Source organism: Modicisalibacter tunisiensis, from assembly GCF_020148005.1.
Lineage (GTDB): Bacteria > Pseudomonadota > Gammaproteobacteria > Pseudomonadales > Halomonadaceae > Modicisalibacter > Modicisalibacter tunisiensis.
Genome location: NZ_JAGXFD010000001.1, coordinates 782,344 through 805,346, shown reverse-complemented (window position 1 = coordinate 805,346; position 23,003 = coordinate 782,344). Strand labels below are relative to the sequence as shown.

Annotated in this window: 16 protein-coding genes; 14 read left to right on the top strand and 2 right to left on the bottom strand. The window is 61.1% G+C overall.

The window, feature by feature from the left end; all coding sequences use genetic code 11:
- Positions 1–47 precede the first annotated feature (47 nt).
- Positions 48–1,391 carry a YjiH family protein gene (locus tag KGQ91_RS03710; protein WP_224420297.1) on the top strand — a complete coding sequence of 448 codons (1,344 nt, stop codon included), beginning with the start codon at positions 48–50 and terminating at the stop codon, positions 1,389–1,391.
- A 151-nt stretch (positions 1,392–1,542) separates the two neighbouring features.
- Here the strand turns inward: KGQ91_RS03710 and KGQ91_RS03705 are convergent, their stop codons facing one another.
- Positions 1,543–2,310 carry a UTRA domain-containing protein gene (locus KGQ91_RS03705; RefSeq protein ID WP_224421370.1) on the bottom strand — a complete coding sequence of 256 codons (768 nt, stop codon included), beginning with the start codon at positions 2,308–2,310 and terminating at the stop codon, positions 1,543–1,545.
- A gap of 279 nt (positions 2,311–2,589) precedes the next feature.
- On the opposite strand from KGQ91_RS03705, the gene KGQ91_RS03700 reads away from it, so the two are divergent.
- The 12 genes from KGQ91_RS03700 to KGQ91_RS16785 all read left to right on the top strand — a co-directional run bounded on the left by KGQ91_RS03700 (position 2,590) and on the right by KGQ91_RS16785 (position 20,163).
- The gene (locus KGQ91_RS03700; protein WP_224420296.1) at positions 2,590–3,669 is read left to right on the top strand and encodes an ABC transporter substrate-binding protein; all 1,080 of its coding nucleotides are present in this window, start codon (positions 2,590–2,592) and stop codon (positions 3,667–3,669) included.
- A gap of 55 nt (positions 3,670–3,724) precedes the next feature.
- Positions 3,725–4,549: an alkaline phosphatase family protein gene (locus tag KGQ91_RS03695; RefSeq protein ID WP_224420295.1), complete on the top strand. Its 825-nt coding sequence runs from the start codon at positions 3,725–3,727 to the stop codon at positions 4,547–4,549.
- Positions 4,546–5,379 (top strand): ABC transporter permease, encoded by an 834-nt coding sequence (locus KGQ91_RS03690; RefSeq protein WP_023006926.1) that lies wholly within the window; start codon positions 4,546–4,548, stop codon positions 5,377–5,379. Before KGQ91_RS03695 ends, KGQ91_RS03690 begins: the two co-directional genes overlap by 4 nt.
- On the top strand, positions 5,363–6,223 hold the full coding sequence (locus KGQ91_RS03685) for an ABC transporter permease (RefSeq protein WP_023006927.1): 861 nt from the start codon (positions 5,363–5,365) through the stop codon (positions 6,221–6,223). Before KGQ91_RS03690 ends, KGQ91_RS03685 begins: the two co-directional genes overlap by 17 nt.
- A complete protein-coding gene (locus KGQ91_RS03680; protein ID WP_224420294.1) occupies positions 6,220–7,371 on the top strand; it encodes an ABC transporter ATP-binding protein in 1,152 nt (383 codons plus the stop codon). Before KGQ91_RS03685 ends, KGQ91_RS03680 begins: the two co-directional genes overlap by 4 nt.
- A 2-nt stretch (positions 7,372–7,373) precedes the next feature.
- On the top strand, positions 7,374–8,039 hold the full coding sequence (locus tag KGQ91_RS03675) for an HAD family hydrolase (RefSeq protein ID WP_224420293.1): 666 nt from the start codon (positions 7,374–7,376) through the stop codon (positions 8,037–8,039).
- A 133-nt stretch (positions 8,040–8,172) separates the two neighbouring features.
- Positions 8,173–11,541 carry a helicase-related protein gene (locus KGQ91_RS03670; protein WP_224420292.1) on the top strand — a complete coding sequence of 1,123 codons (3,369 nt, stop codon included), beginning with the start codon at positions 8,173–8,175 and terminating at the stop codon, positions 11,539–11,541.
- Positions 11,538–12,221 carry a DUF4391 domain-containing protein gene (locus KGQ91_RS03665; protein ID WP_224420291.1) on the top strand — a complete coding sequence of 228 codons (684 nt, stop codon included), beginning with the start codon at positions 11,538–11,540 and terminating at the stop codon, positions 12,219–12,221. Before KGQ91_RS03670 ends, KGQ91_RS03665 begins: the two co-directional genes overlap by 4 nt.
- A gap of 177 nt (positions 12,222–12,398) precedes the next feature.
- Complete coding sequence (locus KGQ91_RS03660) at positions 12,399–14,294, top strand: site-specific DNA-methyltransferase (RefSeq protein WP_224420290.1); 1,896 nt, start codon at positions 12,399–12,401, stop codon at positions 14,292–14,294.
- Between the two features lie 4 nt (positions 14,295–14,298).
- A complete protein-coding gene (locus KGQ91_RS03655; protein WP_224420289.1) occupies positions 14,299–15,981 on the top strand; it encodes an RNA-binding domain-containing protein in 1,683 nt (560 codons plus the stop codon).
- A 108-nt stretch (positions 15,982–16,089) separates the two neighbouring features.
- On the top strand, positions 16,090–19,137 hold the full coding sequence (locus KGQ91_RS03650) for a type III restriction-modification system endonuclease (protein ID WP_224420288.1): 3,048 nt from the start codon (positions 16,090–16,092) through the stop codon (positions 19,135–19,137).
- Between the two features lie 54 nt (positions 19,138–19,191).
- Positions 19,192–20,163 carry a restriction endonuclease gene (locus tag KGQ91_RS16785; protein WP_163649601.1) on the top strand — a complete coding sequence of 324 codons (972 nt, stop codon included), beginning with the start codon at positions 19,192–19,194 and terminating at the stop codon, positions 20,161–20,163.
- A 9-nt stretch (positions 20,164–20,172) separates the two neighbouring features.
- On the opposite strand, the gene KGQ91_RS03640 is transcribed toward KGQ91_RS16785, so the two are convergent.
- A complete protein-coding gene (locus KGQ91_RS03640) occupies positions 20,173–21,231 on the bottom strand; it encodes a tellurite resistance/C4-dicarboxylate transporter family protein (RefSeq protein WP_163649602.1) in 1,059 nt (352 codons plus the stop codon).
- A 584-nt stretch (positions 21,232–21,815) separates the two neighbouring features.
- Between KGQ91_RS03640 and hmpA the strand changes: the two genes are divergently transcribed.
- Positions 21,816–22,997 carry an NO-inducible flavohemoprotein gene (gene hmpA / locus KGQ91_RS03635; RefSeq protein WP_224420287.1) on the top strand — a complete coding sequence of 394 codons (1,182 nt, stop codon included), beginning with the start codon at positions 21,816–21,818 and terminating at the stop codon, positions 22,995–22,997.
- The last annotated feature ends 6 nt before the right edge of the window (positions 22,998–23,003 follow it).

Genomic DNA, 23,003 nt, shown 5'->3' with positions numbered 1-23,003 from the left:
GTCGAGTCTCTTGTCGCGACCCACTACCTGCCAATTGGAGAATTACAATGAACAAAGTAGAAGTGTTTCAGCCCGGTGCCGCGGGTGCCCTGAAGGCGGTTTTTGGCAGCCTCATTGGACTCGGTATCTTCTTCGTTCCACTTCCGGTGGGGGAAGGCGAGAGCAAGATACCTCTGGTCATGATCATCGATTATGTCAAGGGGCTGCTCGGCGGTTCGATCGATTACCTCACGCTGGGCATTATCGGCCTTCTGTGCCTGACCTGGCTGGTATCCAGAGTATCCGGCAACGCCGCCCTGCGTCGTTATCATCGCAAGGATGGGGTGATGAGTGGCCTGGCTTTTCTGCTGGCGGCTTTCTTTGCCACGCTGCTGGTATTCGGTATCGGCCCCGACTGGCTGCTGCACGATGATGTGGGCGGTCTAGCCTTGTACCTCGGAGGCAGCGTCTTTCTCACCGTCGCCATTGCTGGTTTCTTGGTGCTTTTTCTGACTGAGTTCGGCTTCCTGGAATTCATCGGCACCCTGATGGAGCCGCTGATGCGCCCGCTGTATCGCCTGCCGGGACGCTCCGCTGTGGATGCCGTTGCCTCCTTCGTGGCCGCCCCGGCGGTGGGGATCTTCATCACCAACAAGCTGTACAAGGGGGGGTACTACACCGAGCGGGAGTCAGCCAGTATCGCGACCAATTTCAGTATCTGTAGCCTTGGCTTCTTCGCTTTGCTGGCCTCGATCGGCGGGATCATGGAGTATCTCCCCCACATGATCCTCGTCTCCTTTTTGATCAATTTCACCCTGGCTGCTGTCGTGGTACGCATTCCGCCGCTGTCACGCAAGCAGGATCATTATTATGAGGGGCGTGAACAGACCGCGGACGATCTGCGTGATGATGCGGAAGGCCATATCCTGGCGCGCGCCTGCTCGGCGGCGGCTGCCCGGGCGGCACAGACGCGGCCGGAGGCTCTTTACCAGGGGTTCTGGGAGGCTATCACCTTTGCCCAAAAGATCGTGGCTTTCATCCTGTCCATCGCCACCCTGGCCCTGTTGCTGGCCACTTATACACCGGTGTTCGACTATCTGGGCGTCGTGGTCGAACCGCTGATTCAGCTGATGCAGCTGCCGGATGCCCATGCGATTGCGCCTACGGTCCTGGTGTCCATCGCCGAAATCGCTTTGCCGGCCATCATCATCTCCGGTGCCGATGTCAGCCCCATGGCGATCTTCTTTGTCTGCACCTTGTCCACGGTTCAGATCATCTTCTTTACCGAGAGTGCAAACGCCATGCTGGAGTCCAGTATTCCGCTGTCCGTCAAGGATCTGGTGGTGATCTTCCTGGTCCGCACTCTGTTGGCTATCCCTCTGGTGGCGTTGGCCACGCATCTGATCTTCTGATTTAGGGCTTTATCAATGGAATGACGCGGAAGGGCAGTTCACTCTGCCGCGTCATTTACTAAAAGCAGCATAGGAAATGAGTGATGGCAACTGAGGTGATGGTATTTGATGGCTCTTCGATGTTGCGGATTGACCAACCAGAATCCTCCACTTATGACCCACTCTGCGGTGCTGCCGATAGCGTGAGCTCGATGGCATCGTGCCGCCAGAGCTCATCATCGCAATCAATGGCCCGCCCGTTCTGGTCGTAGTTGATGCGCGTCACACGCTGAGCCGGACCGCCTGCTGCGGCGCGTAGAGCATCGGCGGCGCGCTCATCCAGCACCGTGGAGCAGAGCTCGAAGCTCACGCGACTAACGCGGATCCCGTAGTGGCTACGATAGAGCTCGGTCAGCGAACGGCTCTCGAGGTCGTGGTCGAGAATCCCCGGGAAGCAATCCGTACGCAGGTGGTGCTCCACATGCAGTACGGGGCGACCATCGACGTGACGGGCTCTGACGATATGGTAGACCGGTGTGGCCTCCATGATCCCCAGGCGGGCAGCAATTCTGGCAGACGCTGGGCGCCGAGTTGCCTCCAATACGTATGTGTCGGCCCGGCGCTGCTGAGACTCCACCATCTCCCGGAAAGGCAGGCAGGCCAGCAGGTCATAGCGCAGGCGTGGCGGGGAGACGAACCAGCCACGACGATTCTCCCGATAGATGCGCCCCTCGGCTTCCAGCAGCGTCAGCGCTTCTCGCAGGGTAATGCGGGTAGTACCGAAGCTCGCCATCATCTGCCGTTCCGAGGGTAGCCGCGTTCCGTGACCGACGGCCTTGTCGGCCAACATGTCGAGCAGCGCATGGCGCAGTCGATGCGCCGGTGGCGTCAGGCTGGGTGGGGGGGGACTGTGTGCTGACGTCGGAGAGGGCGGTGGCATCGTGGTCAATGGTGTCTCGTTTCTGGTCTAGTTCAGTTGTCGGCCGTTATAAACGGCATGCTGCGTGTCAGCCTAGCGAAACTTCCATGTCGTCACGATGACAGCAGTTCCATGGAATACCAACGATGCCAACGTTTGTCGAGAACGGCGGCAGGCAATCCATTTGCCATGTTACCGACACGCCACTGTCACCTTGTCGGCCTAGTGTGCCTCCTGTCAGCCGCTTCTGAACTAGACCAGATGACGGTTTCATCCTGACCACCTGCATGGAGCCACACCGTGAATCCGACACGTTCGACGCTGCTTCGCCTCACTCTGACCGCTGCCCTGGGCACCACGCTGTTCGCCGGCCAGGCGCAGGCATCCTCCGATCTGTCAGATCTGATCGCTGCCGCCCAGGAGGAGGGCCGTGTCGACAGCGTCGGCATGCCGGATACCTGGGCCAACTGGAAGGACACCTGGGCGGACCTCAAGGAGCATTACGGCCTGGAGCACATGGATACGGACATGAGTTCCGCCGAGGAGATCGCCAAGTTCAAGGCGGAAGGCGAGAACGCGACCGCCGACATCGGTGACGTGGGCATCAGCTTCGGCCCGATCGCCGTGGCGGAGGGCGTCACTCAGCCCTACAAGCCGACCACCTGGGACGAGATCCCGGACTGGGCCAAGGACGACGACGGCCACTGGATGCTCGGCTATACCGGCACCATCGCCTTCATGACCAACAAGCAGCTGGTACCGGAAGAGGAGCGCCCGCGCAGCTTCGCCGATCTGGCCGAGGGAGAGTACAGCGTGTCATTAGGCGCTGTGGGTCAGGCGGCTCAGGCCAACAGCTCCGTGCTGGCGGCGGCCTTTGCCAACGGTGGCGATGAAAGCGATCTGGCCCCGGGGCTGGAGCTGTTTGCCGAGCTGGCACGCCAAGGGCGTCTTTCGCTGGCGGATCCCAGCATCGCCAACCTCGAGAAAGGCGAGGTCGAGGTGGCCCTGCTGTGGGACTTCAACGCCCTCAACTATCGCGACCAGATCGATCGTGACGCCTTCGAGGTGGTGATCCCCTCCGATGCCTCGGTCACCTCCGGCTATGCCACCATCATCAACAAGCATGCCCCGCACCCCAACGCCGCCAAGCTGGCACGCGAGTTCATCCTTTCCGATGAGGGCCAGTTCAACCTGGCAGAAGGCTATGCCCGGCCGATCCGCGCTCAGCACCTGACCCTCCCCGAGGAGATCGCCGCCAAGCTGCTGCCCAACGAGCAATACGCCAAGGCCCGGCCGGTGGAAGATTTCGAGGCTTGGGAACAGAGTGCCCGCCAGCTGCCGCGCCAGTGGCAGTCTCAGGTACTGATTCACCAGCAGTAACCCTTCCGCTTTCTCATCGATTGCGGCCTCCCCGTGAGGCGGCAAGGAGGTTTGCATGTCTCATCGCGTCATACTCGTGGTGCTAGATGGCCTCAACCATGCCGTGGGTCAGCACGCCATGGGCCACCTGCATGCCCTGTGTGAGGCGGGCCGTGGCAGCTATCACACGCTGGATTGTGAACTGCCCGCCATGTCGCGTCCGCTCTATGAGTGCCTGCTGACGGGGGACCGCCCGGTGGACTCCGGTGTGGTGCATAACCAGGTGGTGCGCCGTTCCACCGGCACCAGCCTGTTCGATCTGGCGGTTCGCCAGGGGCGACGGACCGCCGCGGCGGCCTATCACTGGGTCAGCGAACTCTATCTGGAAGCCCCCTTCGTGCCGGCACGCCATCGTTTCCATCAGGATCCCGAAAGTGCCATTCAGGCCGGGCTGTTCTACTGGCAGGACCACTATCCCGATGACCACCTCTTCAGTGATGCCGAGGCGCTACGCCGTCTGAGCGACCCTGACTTCCTGCTGGTACACAGCATGAATGTCGATGATGCCGGCCACCGTCATGGCGGGGAGTCGCCCCAGTACCGCAACGCCGCGCGGCGAGCCGATATCGCTCTGGCCGATTACCTGCCGGCCTGGCTGGCTGAGGGTTACCAGGTCATGGTGACCGCCGACCATGGGATGAATGCCGACGGCTCCCACTCGGGCCTGCTGGAAGAGGAACGCCGAGTGCCTCTGTGGCTGTTCGGCGAGGCCTTTGCCCATGACGCAGCGATCACCCTTCAGCAGCCTCGACTGTGCGGCACGCTTGCCAGCCTGCTGGGCCTGCAACACGACAAGCCCTCCCATCCCGAGCTGTTGGTTGAGGGGAGGGACGCGTCGTGAAGCGCCTGCTGCCTGCCTGGCTGTGGCTGATGCCTTTCGCGCTGGTCTTCGTTGCCTTCCAGATGGCGCCTCTGGGCTGGATCGCCGTCAGCGCCTTCCAGGTCGAGGGAAGCTGGGGGCTGGGGCACTTTCAGGAGATCGCCACATCGCCCTTCTTTCGCCAGGCGATCTGGCGCAGCCTCGAGATCTCCCTGGTCTCCAGTCTGCTGGGACTCATCATCGCCGTTCTGGCGTGCCACAGCCTGACCCGTACCAGTGGCCCGCTGCGTCGCTGGATGATCGCCTTCACCAACATGACCAGCAACTTTGCCGGGGTGCCGCTGGCCTTCGCGTTCATCATCCTGATGGGGGCCAACGGGGTACTGACTCTGGCCCTGCAGCGTGTGGGGCTGATCGATGACTTCTCGCTCTACTCACGCACCGGCCTGATCGTCATCTACACCTGGTTCCAGATTCCGCTGGGCATGCTGTTGCTGTTTCCTGCCTTCGCGGGGCTGCGTGCCGACTGGCGTGACGCCGCCAGCCTGCTGGGCGCCGGGCGAGTCGCCTACTGGTGCCACATCGGCCTGCCGGTGCTCCGGCCAGCGTTGGCGGGGACCTTCACCATCCTGATCGCCAATGCCATGGGCGCCTATGCCACCGTCTACGCCCTGGTCAACACCAGCTACAACCTCATGACCATCCGTATCGCCAACTTGGTGTCGGGCGACCTGTTCCTGCAGCCCAACCTGGCCAGTGCCCTGGCGCTGATCCTGGTGGGCCTGCTGGCCATGGTCACCCTGATTCAGCAGTGGCTGTTACGCAGGAGCCATCATGTCGCAGAACGCTGATCTCACCCTGTCGCGGCCCAAGGCACCGGCCCTGCCGACGCTTCGCTTACCGCGTCCATCTATTCATGCCCTGGTGGTGGGGGGAGTCTTTACCCTGCTGGCACTGCCTCTGGTGGCGACTCTGGGGTATGCGCTGGCCACCAGCTGGGGCGCCACGCTGCTGCCGGACGGGCTGACCCTCAAGTGGTTTCTGGAGCTGTGGAGCACGCCGCGCTTCCAGCTGGCGTTCGCTCGCTCCATGCTGGTGACCCTGGGAGCTCTTGTGCTGAGCCTGGTACTGGTCGTGCCGGTGGCCTTCCTGGCCCATACCCGCTACCCGCGGCTGGATGCCTGGATGAACGGGCTGGTGCTGGTGCCCTTTGCCGTACCGCCGGTGGTCTCCTCGGTAGGTCTGCTGCAGCTTTATGCCGGTGGCCCGCTGCCGCTGGTGGGCTCCCCCTGGATCCTGATCTTCACCTACGTGACGATCGCGCTTCCCTTCGTCTATCGGGCCGTCGCCAACAGTCTGCGGACCATCGATGTGAGGTCATTGATGGACGCCGCTCAGCTGCTTGGCGCGACGCCGTTCAGGGCCTTCTTCCTGGTGATCCTGCCCAATATCCGCATCGGTGTTCAGGTCGCCGTCTTCCTCTCCTTCTCCTTCCTGGTGGGCGAGTTCGTCTTCGCCAACATGCTGGTGGGTACCCGCTTCGAGACCCTGCAGGTCTATCTCAACAACATGCGTGGGGCCAGCGGCCATTTCACCAGCGCGCTGGTGATCACGCTCTTCCTGTTCACCCTGTTGCTGACCTGGCTGGGGAATCGCCAGTCCGGCCACGCCATCGCCAAGGATGCCAACGCATGACAACCTTGACCGCTGCTCCCTATGCCCGCGACCACCTCCCGACGCTCGATCGCTGCGACACCGTGGCCGAGGTGGCGACAAGGCAGCAGGGCACCACAGCCACTGCGTCGCCTGACTATCTGCGCCTCGAGAGCCTGGCCAAGCGTTTCGGCGAGACTCAGGTGTTTTCCCAGATCGATGCCGAGATCGCCAAGGGCGAGTTCGTCACGCTGCTGGGCCCCTCCGGCTGCGGGAAATCGACCCTGCTGAGGGCTATCGCCGGTCTGAACACGCTCGATGAAGGACGCATCATGGTGGGTGGCGAGGAGATTACGTCACTCCCTCCCCAGCAGCGCGGCGTCGGCATGGTGTTCCAGCACTATGCGCTGTTCCCCAATATGCGGGTCACCGACAACGTCGCCTTCGGGCTTCGCATGCAGAAGGTGCCCCAGGAGGAGCGCGGCCGCCGCGTGGACGAGGTGCTGCGCCTGGTCGAGCTGCGCGAGCATGCTGACAAGTTTCCGCATCAACTCTCTGGCGGGCAGTGCCAGCGGGTGGCGCTGGCTCGCGCGCTGGTCGTGGAGCCCCGTATCCTGCTGATGGATGAGCCGCTGTCGGCGCTGGATGCACGCATCCGCCGTCACCTGCGTCAGCAGCTGCGCGACATTCAGAAGACGCTGGGCCTGACGACGCTGTTCGTGACCCACGATCAGGAAGAGGCGCTGATGATGTCCGACCGCATCTTCCTGATGCATGACGGACGTATCCTGCAGCAAGGGGATGCCGAAGCACTGTACACACGGCCCCGCAGCCATCAGGCCGCTGGCTTCATGGGGCACTACAACGTGCTGTCGGGGGAGCAGGCGCATGCGCTGCTCGGCACAGTGAGCAGGGCGGCGCGCGTGGCGTTGAGGCCCGAGGCCATCTACCTGCAGCCGGTGTCAGAGGCCTCGCCAGGCGGTGAAGTGCCAACCCACGCAGGCCCTGGCTGCCGAGGCGTGATCCGCCGTCGTCAGCTGCTGGGCAACATCGTACGCTATGCGGTGGAGTGTGCCGGGATTGAGCTCTCTGTCGATGCCCTCAACCGAGGCAGCCGCCATCTGCTGGCCGAGGAGAGCGAGGTGCTGGTGTTTGTCGACCTCGATGAGGTTCAGGAGCTTGAGGAGTGAGTATGTCTCGCAGGGCAATGCGCCTGGCGCTGTTCGATCTGGATGACACCCTGCTCGACGGGGATATCACCGGGTACTGGAACGAGTGGTTGATCGAACAGGGCTGGATCCCGGATGCCGCCGAGTATCGTCGCACCTGGGATCGTCATATGGCTGACTACGCGGCAGGCACCCTGGATATGGAGGCGCATCTGACGTTTCTCCTCGCCCCCTTGGCAGGACGCGAGGTCCAGGAAGTGGCCGAGCAGGTCAAGGTGTTCCTCGATAGCCGCATCATGCCCCGGCTGTTCCCGGGGGGCCTGGCGCAGGTGGCATGGCATCGCGAGCAGGGGCATACCATCGTCGTCATCTCCGCCTCGACCGCTCAGCTGGTGGTACCGCTCGCCAGGCGCTTAGGCTGTGATGCGGCACTGGCAACAGCGCTCGAGGAGCAAGCCGGTCGCTATACCGGCCAGGCGCACGGTACCCGCACCTTCAAGGAAGGCAAGCTTCACGCACTCCGGGAGTGGCTGGGGGAGACGCAGCCGGCGGAAACCTGGGGCTACTCCGATTCCCGTAACGATCTTCCCCTTCTCGAGGCGGTGGAGAGGCCGCACGCCATCCATCCGGACCCGGTACTCGCCGGTATTGCGCGTGAGCGGGGCTGGGCGATGCCTACGTGGCGGTGAGGCTGCTGATCGAAGTTTACCCACGCTCCTTGTAGCAATCTCCAGCGTTCACCCCACTTAGCTGTTGATATAAGCTGAGTGCAGCGCAACGAGACCGCCTTCAGGCGGCCAGGGAACTGCAGGGAGCCGCACCATGGAGATCATCGACAACGTCAGCCGGCTGCTCGGCGACGACCTGAAGGACACCCTGCGGCCCGGCGCCCGCCTCAAGATCGCGGCCTCCTGCTTCTCGATTTACGCCTATGAGGCGCTCAAGGATGAGCTGGAAGCATTGGACTCGGTCGAGTTCATCTTCACCTCACCCACCTTCGTGCCTGACCAGGCCAGCGACAAGTTCCGCAAGGAACACCGCGAGTTTCACATCCCCAAGGCGGCGCGCGAGCGCAGCGTCCACGGCAGCGAGTTCGAGATCCAGCTCAAGAACCAGCTGACCCAGCGGGCCATCGCTCGCGAGTGCGCCGACTGGATGCGCCGCAAGGCCCGGTTCCGCTCCAACCGCGGCCAGGCCGCCATGCAGCCCTTTGCCGGCGTAGCGGCCACAGGCGGTGATACGGTCTATATGCCGCTGCAGGGCTTCACGGCGGTGGATCTGGGCTACCAGCAGGGCAACGCGGTCTCCAATTTCGTCACCCGCTTCAGCGAGCCGGGCCACACCTCTCGGTTCATGGCCCTCTTCGACCAGCTGTGGCAGGACGAAGAGAAGCTCGAGGATGTGACCGAACGGCTGCGCGAGCATATCGCCTCGGTCTACCGGGAGAACCCGCCGGAGCGGATCTACTTCCTGATGCTCTACCACATCTTCCACGAGTTCCTGGAAGACATCAGCGAGGATGTGCTGCCCAACGACCGCACCGGCTACCAGGACAGCGTCATCTGGCAGAAGCTGTTCAACTTCCAGCGCGATGCGGCCACCGGCGTGATCAACAAGCTGGAGACCTATAACGGTTGCATCCTGGCCGACAGCGTGGGCCTCGGGAAGACGTTCACCGCCCTGGCGGTCATCAAGTACTACGAGCTGCGCAACCGCTCCGTGCTGGTACTGTGCCCCAAGAAGCTCGCCGACAACTGGTTGACCTACAACCGCAACCTGACCACCAACGTGCTGGCCCAGGACCGCCTGAATTACGACGTGCTCTGCCATACCGACCTGCAGCGCACCCGCGGCGAATCCTTCGGCATGCCGCTGGATCGTGTCAACTGGGGCAACTACGACCTGGTGGTGATCGACGAGTCGCACAACTTCCGCAACAACGACGTCTACAAGGACCGCGAGACGCGCTACCAGAAGCTGATGAACCAGGTGATCCGGGCGGGCGTGAAGACCAAGGTGCTGATGCTCTCGGCAACGCCGGTCAACAACCGCTTCACTGATCTGAAGAACCAGCTGGCCCTGGCCTACGAGGGGGACGCCGAGAACTTGACTCGCCATCTCAGCGGGGCCAAGGACATCGAGGGCACCTTCCGCCGCGCCCAGGCCACTTTCAACGAGTGGTCGGCGCTCCCGCCGGAGAAGCGCACCACGGGCGCCATCCTGCAGGCGCTGGACTTCGACTTCTTCGAGCTGTTGGACAGCGTCACCATCGCCCGCTCACGCCGGCATATCGAAACCTTCTACGACACCAGTGATATCGGCAGTTTCCCGGCGCGTCGCAAGCCGCTCTCGTTTCACTGCCCGCTCACCCAGCGGCCCGATGTGATCGGCTTCAACGAGATCTTCCAGCAGCTCTCCCAGCTCAAGCTTTCCGTCTACGCCCCGATCAGCTACATCCTGCCCAGCCGCCTCAAGAAGTACGAGGAGATGTACGACACCGAAGTGTCCAGTGGGGGCGGTAGCTTCAAGCAGGTGGACCGGGAGAAGAGCCTGCAGGCCCTGATGACCACCAACCTGCTCAAGCGTTTGGAGAGCTCGGTAGCGGCGTTTCGACTGACCCTGGAGGGACTGCAGGATAGCTACCAGACCACCCTGGACAAGATCGAGGCCTTCAAGCGGACCGGCCGTTCGGAGAGCTTCACGGATATCACCGCGTCCTTCGAAGACGCCGGCCCCGACGACGACAGCATCCCCATGCCGGGCGATACCACGGTGGGCAAGAAGGTCCAGATCAGCCTGGAGGACATGGACCTGCCGTCCTGGGAGCATGACCTGAGCACCGACCTGGTGTGGATCGAGTTGCTGCTGGAAGAAATGGCCAAGGTCACCCCGGCCGACGATGCCAAGCTGCAGCACTTGAAGACGCAGATCGCCGGCAAACTGGCCACGCCGATCAACCCCGGCAACCGCAAGGTGTTGATCTTCACCGCCTTCGCGGATACCGCCAGGTACCTCTACGATAACCTGGCGCCTGGCCTGCTGGAGAACCAGGGCGTGCACACCGGCCTGGTGACCGGCAGCGACACTCCGAAATCGACCATCGGCGCCATGCCGGGCAGCCGCCAGCACTACGACTTCCAGGGCCTGCTGACGCTGTTCGCCCCACAGGCCAAGAGCAAGGCCATGGTGTACCCCGGTGAGCCCCGCGAGCTGGACATCCTGATCGGGACCGACTGCATCTCGGAAGGCCAGAACCTGCAGGACTGCGACACCCTGATCAACTACGACATCCACTGGAACCCGGTGCGCATTATCCAGCGCTTCGGGCGCATCGACCGCATCGGCTCGCCCAACGCCAGCATCCAGCTGGTCAACTACTGGCCGGATATCAGCCTGGACGAGTACATCAACCTCAAGGAGCGCGTCGAGAACCGCATGGTGATTGCCGACGTCACCGCCACCGGCGACGACAACGTGCTCAATGCCCAGTCCAACGACGTCGCCTACCGGCGCGAGCAACTGCGCCGGCTGCAGGATGAAGTGGTGGAGATGGAAGACCTCAAGTCCGGCGTGTCGATCACCGACCTGGGCCTTAATGAATTCCGCATGGACCTGCTGGGCTATATGAAGGAGAACGGCGACCTGAGCCGTATTCCCAATGGGCTGCATACCGTGGTGCCAGCCCGCCCCGAGAGGGGCCTGCAGCCCGGGGTCATCTTCACCCTGCGCAACCTCAATCAGCAGGTAGGGCACCAAGGGAGTGGCCTGCAGCAGCAGAACCGCCTGCACCCTTTCTACCTGGTCTACATAAGCCACACCGGCGAAGTAATCAGCGACTACACCGAGGTCAAGCGCTTGCTGGATCTGGCCCGCACCGCATGCAAGGGGCTGGGCGAGCCTGTCGAAGCCGTCTATCGGCACTTCAACGAGGAGACCCAGGATGGCCGGGAGATGCACGCCTACTCGGCGCTACTGGATCAGGCCATCCGCTCGATGATCGAGGTGAAGGAAGACAGGGATATCGACAGCCTGTTCAGCGGCGGCGAGACCACGGCACTTGTCGATACCATCGAAGGGTTAAACGACTTCGAACTGATCACCTTTATCGTCATTCGTGACGCGGGCTCGACCATAGACACAGGTACGGAGCGCCATGTGGCCAGCAGGGATAGCGAGAGTAAAGCACCATGACGGTACCGCTCTACCAGTACCCCGCCAAGACAATGCTCGGTCGAGTGGTGGCCAAGCAGCGCATCCTGGCGCATGTGCGGGCCACCGCCACCCTCAGGGAGCGTCTGCGGGATGACGTCGCCCAGATCACCTGGCATGCCAAGCTGGCCCATAGCACGCTCAATCTGCCTGGCACCGATGACGTACCGGAGCTGCAGGTCTTCGTGATCACCCTCAAGGGCGATGATCTGCACCGAGACGTGCTGCGGGCCATCGACCGCGCCATTCCCTTTCCGATCCTGTTCGAGCTCCACGGCACCCGCGGCATCCGTGTCACCGCCGCCTACAAGCGGCCCAGCCAGGCCGACCCCAGCAAATGGGTGCTGGATGACCACTACGCCAGCAGCGACTGGCTGCCAGCCGAGACGCCTCGGCAGCCGCTGCCCACGGCCATCGACCTGAAGCAGCTCTACCAGCAGCTGCTGCGCAGCCTGCTTCCGGCCCCGGCACTTCAGGGAGAAGCCCTGCCCGATCAGCTGGAGCGCTTGAGGGCCCTGGAAGCCCTCAAGAAGGATGCCGACAAGCTCGAGAAGCGCCTTCGCAACACGAAACAGTTCAACCGCAAGGTCGAGATCAACGCCGAGCTGCGCTCGATCCGCCAGAGGTTGGCCGATTATGCAATTGCCGACTACGACACCTGATCACGACCCGTTGGGAGCCCTTGGAAAACGTGGCGAGCGACGTTCAGTTCGTGTTTCGCCGGCGCATAGAAAGCGGAATGTACTTCAGTACATGAGTATTTCGAGCACCGCCGGGACGCGAAATGACGAGCGCAGTCGTTTTGCAAAGGTTCCCACAGAGGTCTGGAGACACGCGACATGATGGACAAGTTGAAGATGCACTCCCCCAATCTGACCGAGGCCAACATTGCCAAGCTGGCCAAGCTGTTCCCCAGCTGCGTCACCGAAGCGCGGGATGAACAGGGGCGGATGAAGCAAGCCATCGACTTCGACCAGCTGCGCCAGGAGCTCTCCGAGCATATCGTCGAGGGTCCCCAGGAACGCTACCACCTCAACTGGCCCGGCAAGCGGGAAGCCCTGCTGGCGGCTAATGCGCCGATTGCCAAGACACTGCGCCCCTGTCGGGAAGAGAGTGTGAGCTTTGACACCACCAAGAACCTTTTCATCGAAGGAGATAACCTTGAAGCCCTGAAGCTTCTTCAGGAGACTTACTTGGGCAGGGTCAAGTTGATTTATATCGACCCGCCCTACAATACAGGGCGTGAGTTTATCTACGACGATGACTATCACGAGTCTTTTGACGACTACCTTGATTCGTCCGGGCAGCGTGATGAGCAAGGCGGCCGTCTAGTTGCCAATACCGAATCGAACGGCCGATTTCACTCAGATTGGCTATCTATGATGTACCCTCGGTTGCGGCTGGCAAAGAACCTTTTATGCGATGACGGCGTGATATTTATTTCCATTGACGATCATGAAGTTGATAGCCTTAGAAAGCTCTGCGATGAGGTTTTTGGTGGTGATAATTTTGTTGCTCAATTGATTTGGCAAAAAGTTTTCTCTCCAAAAAACAGCGCCAAGTGGTTCTCTGAAGACCATGACTATATTATTGTTTACGCAAAGAATAAAGGGTCGTGGGCTCCAAACATGCTTCCGCAAACGGAAGAAATGATTGCGCGGTATAAGAATCCTGATAATGATCCGCGTGGCCCTTGGACTTCTAGCGATCTGGCGGCTAGAAATAGGTACGACGCAGGGCTATATTCAATTAAGTGTCCATCTGGGCGAGTTATTGATGGTCCGCCAAGGGGAAGTTATTGGCGAATCAATGAAGAAAACTTTAAGAAGCTCGATGATGACAATCGTATATGGTGGGGGAAGGATGGTGATAATATGCCACGCCTTAAGAGGTTTCTTTCCGAGGTGAAGCAGGGGAGAACCCCGCAGACTATTTGGTTTTACTCTGAAGTTGGACATACTCAAGATGCAAAAAAGTCACTTCTAAAATATGTCGACTTCCAAGAAACTGAAAATGTTCTCAATTCCGTCAAGCCAGTTGAGCTGATACAGAGGATCTTGCAGCTATCCACATCGCCAGATGGCGGCGACATTGTTCTTGACTTCTTTAGCGGAAGCGCATCGACAGCTCACGCAGTGCTAAAGCAGAACTATGAGGACAAAGGAAGCCGGCGCTTTATCGGGGTGCAAATCCCCGAGCCGCTCCCTAAACCAGAACCTGGCCTTGGCTCAATATTTGAAATGGGTGCAAGGCGTGTCAAAAACTATGCCAAAGAAGTTTCATCAGAAGCCGATGACCAGAAGGCTAGTTCTCTCGATCTTGGCTTTCGCGTCATGAAAGTTGAATCGTCAAACATGCGAGAAATTCACTATTCGCCGGACTCACTTAGCCAAGACCTGCTTTCTGAGAATATCGACAATATCCGCGAGGGCCGGAGTTCAGAAGACTTGCTCTTCCAGGTCCTCCTGGACTGGGGCGTCGACCTTTCCCTGCCCATCTCCCGCCAGGATGTTGATGGAAAAACCATCTTCTTCGTTGACGGGGCGGAAAAGCATATGGCGCTGGCCGCCTGCTTCGATCTGGATATCGACGAGGAATTCGTCAAACAGCTCGCCGAGTACGAGCCGCTGCGCGTGGTGTTCCGCGATGCCGGCTTTGCCAGCGACAGCGTCAAGATCAACGTCGAGCAAATCTTCGCCCAGAAGTCGCCCAATACCGACGTCAAGGTGATCTAGGCCCATGAGCATGGACGAGCAGGCGCTGACGCAGTTGCTGCACTCCCTTATCGAGCGCTGGGAGAGCGAGGTGGTCGAGTTCAAGCGCGGTGGCAAGGGCTTCTCCACCTCGGATCTCGGCAAGTACCTCTCGGCGCTGGCCAACGAGGCCAATCTGCGTGCCTGCGAAAGCGCCTGGCTGGTTTTTGGCATCGACGACAAGACGAGGCACATCCTGGGGTCCGAGTACCGGCAAGCGCCTGGCGAGCTCGACAAGCTCAAGATGCAGATCGCCGACGGCACCGAGCCCAGCATCACCTTCCGTGACATCCACGAGCTGGAAACGCCGGAGGGCCGGGTGCTGATGTTCGAGATTCCGCCCGCGCCGATGGGCATGCCCATCGCCTGGCTGGGGCATTACTACGCCCGCGCCGGGGAGAGTCTGACCGGCTTGGGCCTGGACAAGCAGGATGCGATCCGGCGACAGACCGACGCCACCGACTGGTCCGTGCAACTGGTGCCGAATGCCACGCTCGACCATCTCGACCCCGAGGCGGTGAGCAAGGCCCGCGAATCCTTCGCCAAGAAGTACGCCAACCGCTTCGAGCCCGGCGAGGTGATGGGGTGGCCGCTGGCCACCTTCCTGGATCGTGCCAAGCTGACGCTGGACGGCAAGGTAACCCGGGCGGCTCTCCTGCTGCTCGGCAAGGAGGAGGCGGCGCCGCTGCTGTCTCCCCATCCGGCTCAGCTGACCTGGAAGCTTGAAGGGCCGGAGCGGGCCTACCAGCACTTCGGCCCGCCGTTCCTGCTGACCACCACGCAGTTGTATCAGCGTATCCGCAATATCCAGTTGCGGCTGTTGCCCCAGGACGAGTTATTGCCTGTCGAAGTCTCCAAGTACGACCAGAAGATCGTGCTGGAAGCGTTGCACAACTGCATCGCTCATCAGGACTACGGTCGCAATGCGCGTGTGGTGGTGATCGAGCAATCCGACCGGCTGGTCTTCGACAATGAAGGCAGCTTTTTCGAAGGGGAGCCTGGCGACTATCTGGAAGGGCACCGGGTCCCGAAGCGCTATCGGAATCCGTTCCTGACCCAGGCCATGGCCGAGCTCAATATGATCGATACCATGGGCTACGGCATTCACGACATGTATTCCCGTCAAGCTAAACGTTATCTACCGCTACCGGACTATGATCTGAGCGAGCCAGGCGCCGTCAGACTTGGTATCTACGGTGGCGTGGTCGACTCCGCGTACAGTCGCCTGTTGATTCAGAAGACAGATCTGACGCTTTTCGAAATTTTGGCATTGGACCGAGTGCAGAAGCGGTTACCGATTAGCGATGAGGCGGTTAGGCGTTTACGACATGCCGGCCTCATTGAGGGACGCAAGCCCAACTTCCATGTTTCCGCCCGCGTGGCAGGGGCGACGGCCAGCAAGGCCGACTATATTCGAACCCGTGCTCAAGATGATGAGTTCTATGCCAAGCTGTTGACGGATTACCTGGAGAAATTTGGCCAGGCCAACAGGGCAGATATCAACGAACTGCTGCTGGGCAAGCTCAGCGAAGCCTTAAGCTACAAACAAAAATATAATAAAATCAGTAGTTTGTTGACAAAGCTGCGGCGTCGTGGGGTCATAGTCAATAACGGTTCAGATACGTCGCCTTGCTGGCAGCTTGCAGAGAGCTTTCAAAGAAAAACATAGAGCCTTGCAAAGAGAGCGCTCGTTAAAACCTTAAAAATCATGCATTTATACCTCTTTGCAGTGCTGGTTTGCAGAAAGCTTGCAGAGAGAGGCATTAGCAGGAACCCCATGAAGCTCAAGTTCAAGACGCAGGAATACCAGACGCGGGCCGTCGAGGCGCTGGCGGACTGCTTTGCCGGCCAGCCCTTCAGCAGCGGTATCCGCTACCGCATCGACCCGGGCGAATCCGCACCCTTGGCACGGCCGATGCAGCGTGACATGTACGCCTCACCAGACCCGGACGACGCCGGCTTCAAGAACGCCGCGCTGGAGCTGACGGAGCTGGATCTGCTGAACAACATCCGCGCCGTGCAGCGCCGCCAGAATCTGCCGCTCTCCGACGGCCTGAAGAAGGATGACAAGACCGGCTGCCCCTACAACCTGGATGTGGAGATGGAGACCGGCACCGGCAAGACCTACGTCTACCTGAAGAGCATGTTCGAGCTGAAGCAGCGCTACGGCTGGAGCAAGTTCATCGTGGTGGTGCCCAGCATCGCCATCCGCGAGGGGGTGTACAAGTCGCTGCAGATCACTGCCGATCACTTCCTGGAGAGCTACGGGGAAAAGGCGCGCTTCTTCATCTACAACTCGAAGCAGCTGCACAATCTGGAAAGCTTCTCCTCGGATGCCGGCATCAGCGTGATGGTCATCAACGTGCAGGCCTTCAACTCCCGTGGCGCTGACAACCGCCGCATCTACGATGAGCTGGACGACTTCCAGTCCCGGCGTCCCATCGATGTCATCAAGGCCAACCGGCCGATCCTGTTCCTCGATGAGCCGCAGAAGATGGAAGGAGGCAAGACGCTCAGCTCACTGAGCGAGTTCAATCCCCTGTTCATCGTGCGCTACTCGGCGACCCACAAGACGACCTACAACAAGATCCACCGGCTGGATGCTCTGGACGCCTACAACCAGAAGCTGGTGAAGAAGATCTCGGTGCATGGTGTCACCACCAAGGGCCTCACCGGCACCGATGCCTACCTCTACCTGGAAAATATCGAGACGGCCAAGAACAAGCTGCCAGTGGCCTGGGTAGAGTACGAGGAAAAGTCGGCCAGTGGCGTGAAGCGCAAGCGCCGCAAGCTGGGCAAAGGCGACAACCTCCATGAGCTGTCGGGTGGGCTGGACCAGTACAAGGGCTTCGTCGTCTCGGACATTGACGCCCGGGTCGACCAACTCAGCTTCACCAACGGCGTCGAGCTTACCGCCGGGGAGGTAACCGTCGATGTTACCGAAAAGGCGCTTAGGCGGATTCAGATCCGTGAGGCGATAAAGGCGCACTTCCAGAAGGAGCAGCAGCTTTTTTCTCAGGGCGTCAAGGTGCTCACGTTGTTCTTCATCGATGAGGTGGCCAAGTATCGTCAGTATGATGACAGCGGTGAGGTGCTGGGTGAATATGCTCAAATATTCGAGGAGGAATACAAATGTCAGCTCAACCAGGTGCAGACCCTGGAAGATAGTGAGTACAACCGTTACTTAAAGGGCATCAACACCTCGGATACCCACAACGGTTACTTCTCCATCGACAAGAAGTCCAAGCGTCTCGTTGACCCCAAGACCAAAGCGCGCTCGACCGAGACGGACGATGTCGATGCCTACGACCTGATCCTGAAGGACAAGGAACGTCTGCTCTCCTTCGAAGAGCCCACGCGCTTCATCTTCTCCCACTCTGCACTGCGAGAGGGCTGGGACAACCCCAACGTGTTCGTCATCTGTACGCTGAAGCACAGCGACAACACCATCTCCCGGCGCCAGGAGGTGGGGCGCGGCCTGCGTCTGGCGGTCAACCAGCTGGGCGAGCGCATGGACGACCCGCTGACGGTACACGACATCAACGAGCTGGCGGTAGTCGCCAGCGAGAGTTACAAGGACTTCGTCACCGCCTTGCAGCGCGACATCAGCAATGAGCTCTCCGAACGCCCGCGGGTCGCCGACGAGGCCTACTTCACCGGCAAGCTGCTCGTGTCGGATGAGGGCGAGGTGGAGGTCACGCCCGCCATGGCCAAGGATATCTACCGCTACCTGCTCAAGAACGACTACACGGATAACGCCGATCACATCACCGAGGCCTACCACCAGGCCAAGGAGGACGGCACCCGAGCCGAGCTGCCGGAGGCGCTACAGCCCCATGCACAGCAGGTCTTCCAGCTGATCGACAGCGTCTTCAGCAACGCCCAGCTGCCGCACATCGAGGACGGCCGCAAGGCCAAGCTGAACCCGCTCAACGACAACTTCCACAAGAAGGAATTTCAGGCGCTCTGGGAGCGCATCAACCGCAAGGCGGCCTACTCGGTCAGCTTCGACTCCAACGAGCTGATCGAGAAATGCGTGGGCTATCTGGACCTGAAACTCAACGTGAAGCGGCTCGAGTACCAGGTGGAGCGCGGCACGCAGAAGGCGGAAGCCAGCTACCAGGACATGACCAGCGGGCAGGCCTTCACCGTCAACGAGAGCGAGCGGGTCAAGCATGACGGCTCGCTTCACTCGGCGGTACAGTACGATCTGATCGGCCGTCTGGCCGAGGCCACACAGCTAACGCGGCGCACCGTCGCGGCGATTCTCTCCAAGATCCAGCCGAAGACCTTCAAGCAGTACCCGATGAACCCCGAAGACTTCATGGCTCAGGCCGCCAGGCTGATCAACGAGCAGAAGGCCAGCATGGTGGTCGAGCACATCAGCTACGACCCCATCAACGAGCAGCACAGCCGGGAAATCTTCACCCTCGAGAAGCCGGAAAATAATCTGGATCGGGCCTACAAGGCCAACCGGCACGTCTATGACTACGTGGTGACCGACTCCAGGATCGAGCGGGATTTCGTCGAAGAGCTCGACACCGGCAAGGAAGTGGTGGTCTACGCCAAGCTGCCGAAGAGCTTCTTCATCCCGACGCCGGTGGGCAACTACAACCCCGACTGGGCCATCGCCTTCAATGAGAATGACGTGAAACACGTCTACTTCGTGGCCGAGACGAAAGGAAGCATGTCATCGCTGGAGCTGCGTGAAATCGAGCAGGCCAAGATCAAGTGTGCCACGGAGTTCTTCGACACCATCGCCACGGCGACGGTGAAGTACGACGTGGTGGATTCCTATGACAAGCTGATGGATATCGTAAGGTAATGGCTTCAGGCCGTTTCCAAGCCTGTTTTACTCTAAATCGAAAAGGAAAGTGCTGTGTCAAGGGTAGTCATGGTGAGAAGCCCGCTTGAGCTGACTGCAGGGGACCAGGCGGGCTATGGCTGGTCGCAGATGAACTTTTCAGAGCACGCGTCGGCCGACTCTCTGATGAAGGCGTTTCGAGACCGGGGAATTGAGATCGGCAGGAAGGGCAATCAGATCCGGCGATTCTTCAATATTCGCGCCGGTGACCTGATCGTGGTCCCCGTACCTCGCGCCATTCTACTGGCTCGGGCCACGGGCGAGAAAGGATTCGGCCTGGATGTCGGCTATGGGGAGAACCGGATCGGTGCGACATTCCTGCGCGACCCGGATGGGAAGGTCAAGCGGATACCTCGCGATGACCTTTCCACGGCTCTTGAGACCCGACTGAAAATTCGGATGGCCGTTGCATCGCTGGATGAGTTTTCAGATGAGCTGGAAACGCTGTATTCCCGGCTGGAGTCTGGCGGTTTCAGCAACATCAATAGCCAGCATGAAGCCGAAAACAGCGAAGCGGTCAATACCTTCAAGAAGACGCTTCTGGAGCGTATACAGCAGGGGAGCACTTTCCTTGCGGGCGGTGGCAATGGGCTGGAAATGCTGGTGATGGAGCTTTTGAAGCTGGAAGGGTATGAGGTCCGTCGACCCAGCAAGCGGCACTATGAGGGAGTTGCCGATGCCGATATCGAAGCTTACCGGAAGGACCGGTTCAATCCCACAAAGCTCCTTGTTCAAGTAAAGCATCATCAGGGCACTACCGGGGCTCACGGCATCCGCCAGCTCGCCGCACTTGATGATGACGATGCCCAGCGTTGGCTGATCACGACGGCCATTGTCGACGAGGGTGTCGAGGCGCTGGCGGAGAAGGATGGCATTCAGGTCATGGGAGGCAATGATTTTTCAGACTGGCTCTTCGAGCATTGGCAGAACCTGTCTGTCGCGACACGAAGCCGACTGGGGCTCTCCGATGCCCCTGTGTTGCTTTAAGAGCGCCGCTCAGTCGTCGGCCTTGCTGCTGCCCTGGACAGGCTGATTCCGGCGTGCCGTCAGCATGCCGATGGCCGTGCCGACCCACACGGCGAGCGCCGCCCAGAGGGAAAGATGGGGCAGCACGAGCAGCGCCGGTATCGCCAGCGCCTCGCCCAGGCGCGCGGTGGCGGCGGTATACATGGCGATCGGGAAGACGATGCTCCAGTACTGGGGGTCGTAACGCAGGGGATGGCGGGCGATCAGGTAGCGCCAGGCCGACAGGCCCAGCAGCAGCGGGATCCACCACGTGGCCGATGCCCACATGAACAGCGTGATGCCCCGGATGAACGGCAGGAAGTCGCTCAAGGCCGGCACGGTGGGCAGGGTGAGCATGAGCCCCGCGCCCGACAGGGTGGCGATGGCCATGGCGCCCATGTTGATCCAGTAAGGGGGCGAGAGCAGCGTCACGTCGAGGGCCACGAAGGTCAGGCGGTAGAAGATGATCGGGATGATCACCAGATAGAGCATGCCGCCGACCAGGAACAGGCACAGGGCGGCCAGCAAGGCGAGTGTCTGCCACGCGCTGGGCCAGTCGATCAGCGTGCACAGGATGGCCAGCGAGTGGGTCGCCACGGAGGCGAGAAGCCAGGAGCCATTGATGCCGTTGCGCAGGCTGGGCTTTCTCGGGTGCACGATGACGGCGATGAAGAACCAGTACATCACTCCCACCCACAGCAACATGCCGAGGCCGAGAAGAAGATCGGCCATGAGCGGCGAGTGGGCGATGAGCTGCATCTGCGCGCCGAGAATGCAGGTGCCGGGAATCAGGGTGAAGAATCCCGGGCCCCGTGAATGCGAATGCATGTCGGCGATCAGGCGATGAGGGTGACGGATGATGCGGACGAGAAGCAGGCCGAAAAGCACCAGATAGGCGGCGCAATTGATGTAGAAAAAGGCCCGCGCCATCGCCTCGATCCGCAGAAGATGCGCCGCGATCGAGAGGGTGCCGGTAGCCATGGCGACGGCAAAGTAGCCGGGAAAGAAGTCGGCCGCGGTGCGATCGATCAGTCGGGCGAGTCTTGTCATGTCGGTGAGATCCCTGCGAATTGCAAAAGCTGCCCGTGGCGACGACGCCATCGCTCACCCCGCCGAGAGGGGCCGGTCCGGAGTGGTCCAGGCGGCGCCATCGGCGATGCGTTTTCGCCGCGTGGATAGTGTCTTCTCGAGCCGAGGTGAAGCCTTGTCCCGTGAATGGCTCGGGGGACGGGGCAGCCGAACTCTGGCGAGTGGGGCACGACTTCCCGGTCGCCCCGTTCGACAACCCGCACGAAGCGGGCTGGCGTCATGCACGGCTGACGATTGGCGTGAATTGCCTGGTGATACTGGTGAACGTCGCGCGGGTCAAGGCCGAACAAGGGGGGTGTCATCCTGACAATGCTGTCAATAAGACAGTAAAAAGGCTGTCATCTTGACTGTCCGGGTTGGAAGATGCCGCAGCGGAATTACCGGCAGGTGCTGCGGTCATTGTTGAATGGTTGATAAATCAGTTGGTTGGGGTTGATTCGCGACAAAGTGCCGCATCCGGGCAGCCGTTTTGAAGGCGGGCACATGGGTTGCTACACCGGTAATGGGCCCATGCCTGACCAATCGACACATCAAAGAGGTTCAACATGTTGACGGACCAGCAGGAAAGCCTGATCGAGGCAACCGCTCCCGTGGTGGCCGAGCATCTCGACGCGATCACGAAACGCTTCTATCCGCTGATGTTCGAGCGCTACCCGGAGGTGGCGCCGCTGTTCAACCAGGCTCACCAGGCCGACGGCGGCCAGCCCCGGGTGCTGGCCAGTGCGGTGCTGGCCTATGTGCAGATGCGCAAGGACCCGGACCAGGCCCGCGAGGTGCTGGCCACGGTGGTCAGCAAGCACGTCTCGCTGGGGATTCAGCCCGACCAGTACCCGATCGTCGGCGAATGCCTGATGGCGGCGATCGGCGAGGTGCTGGGCGATGCCGTGACTCCCGAGATCGCCGATGCCTGGGGCGCGCTCTATCAGGAGCTGGCCGACCTGCTGATCGATCTGGAGGCGGAAGCCTACCATGAGTTCGCCGCGCGCCCCGGCGGCTGGCAGGGCACGCGCACCTTCCGCATCGCCGAGACGCGCCAGGAGAGCCGGGTCATTCGCTCCTTCGTGCTCGAGCCGGTCGACGGCGGGCCGGTGGCGGACTTCGAGCCGGGGCAGTTCATCGGCGTCAGACTGACCATCGACGGCGAGCCCGTCTATCGCCACTACAGCCTGTCCGGCACCCCCAACGGCAGGAGCTACCGGATCTCGATCAAGCGCGAGACGGGCGGCCGGGTCAGCGAGTACTTCCACGACCGGCTCGATGTCGGCGATACGCTCGAGCTGCTGCAGCCCTCGGGGCAATTGACGCTCGACGAGGCCTCGACACCGGTGATGCTGATCAGCGGCGGGGTGGGGCAGACGCCGATGCTGCCGATGGCCTGCCGGGCGCTGGAGCAGGGGCGCCGGGTGGTCTACCTGCATGCCGCCCAGGAGCGCGCCCACCACGCCTTCGCCGAGGAACTGGCGGCGCTGGCCCGCGAGCATGCCGACCACCTGACCTCGGTGACGCTCTACGAGCGGGGCGACGAGGACGATCGAGCCGACCACATCGGCCGCGTCAATCGCGAGCTGCTGGCGCGCTATCTGCCCGAGGGCGACCCGGAGTGCTACTTCGTGGGGCCACAGGGCTTCATGACCGCCGTCGATCACGCCCTGGACAGCCTGGGTGTGCCCGGCGAGCGGCGCCATTACGAACACTTCGGCCCCTCGCGGCCGCTGCAGGCCGGCTGACCGGGA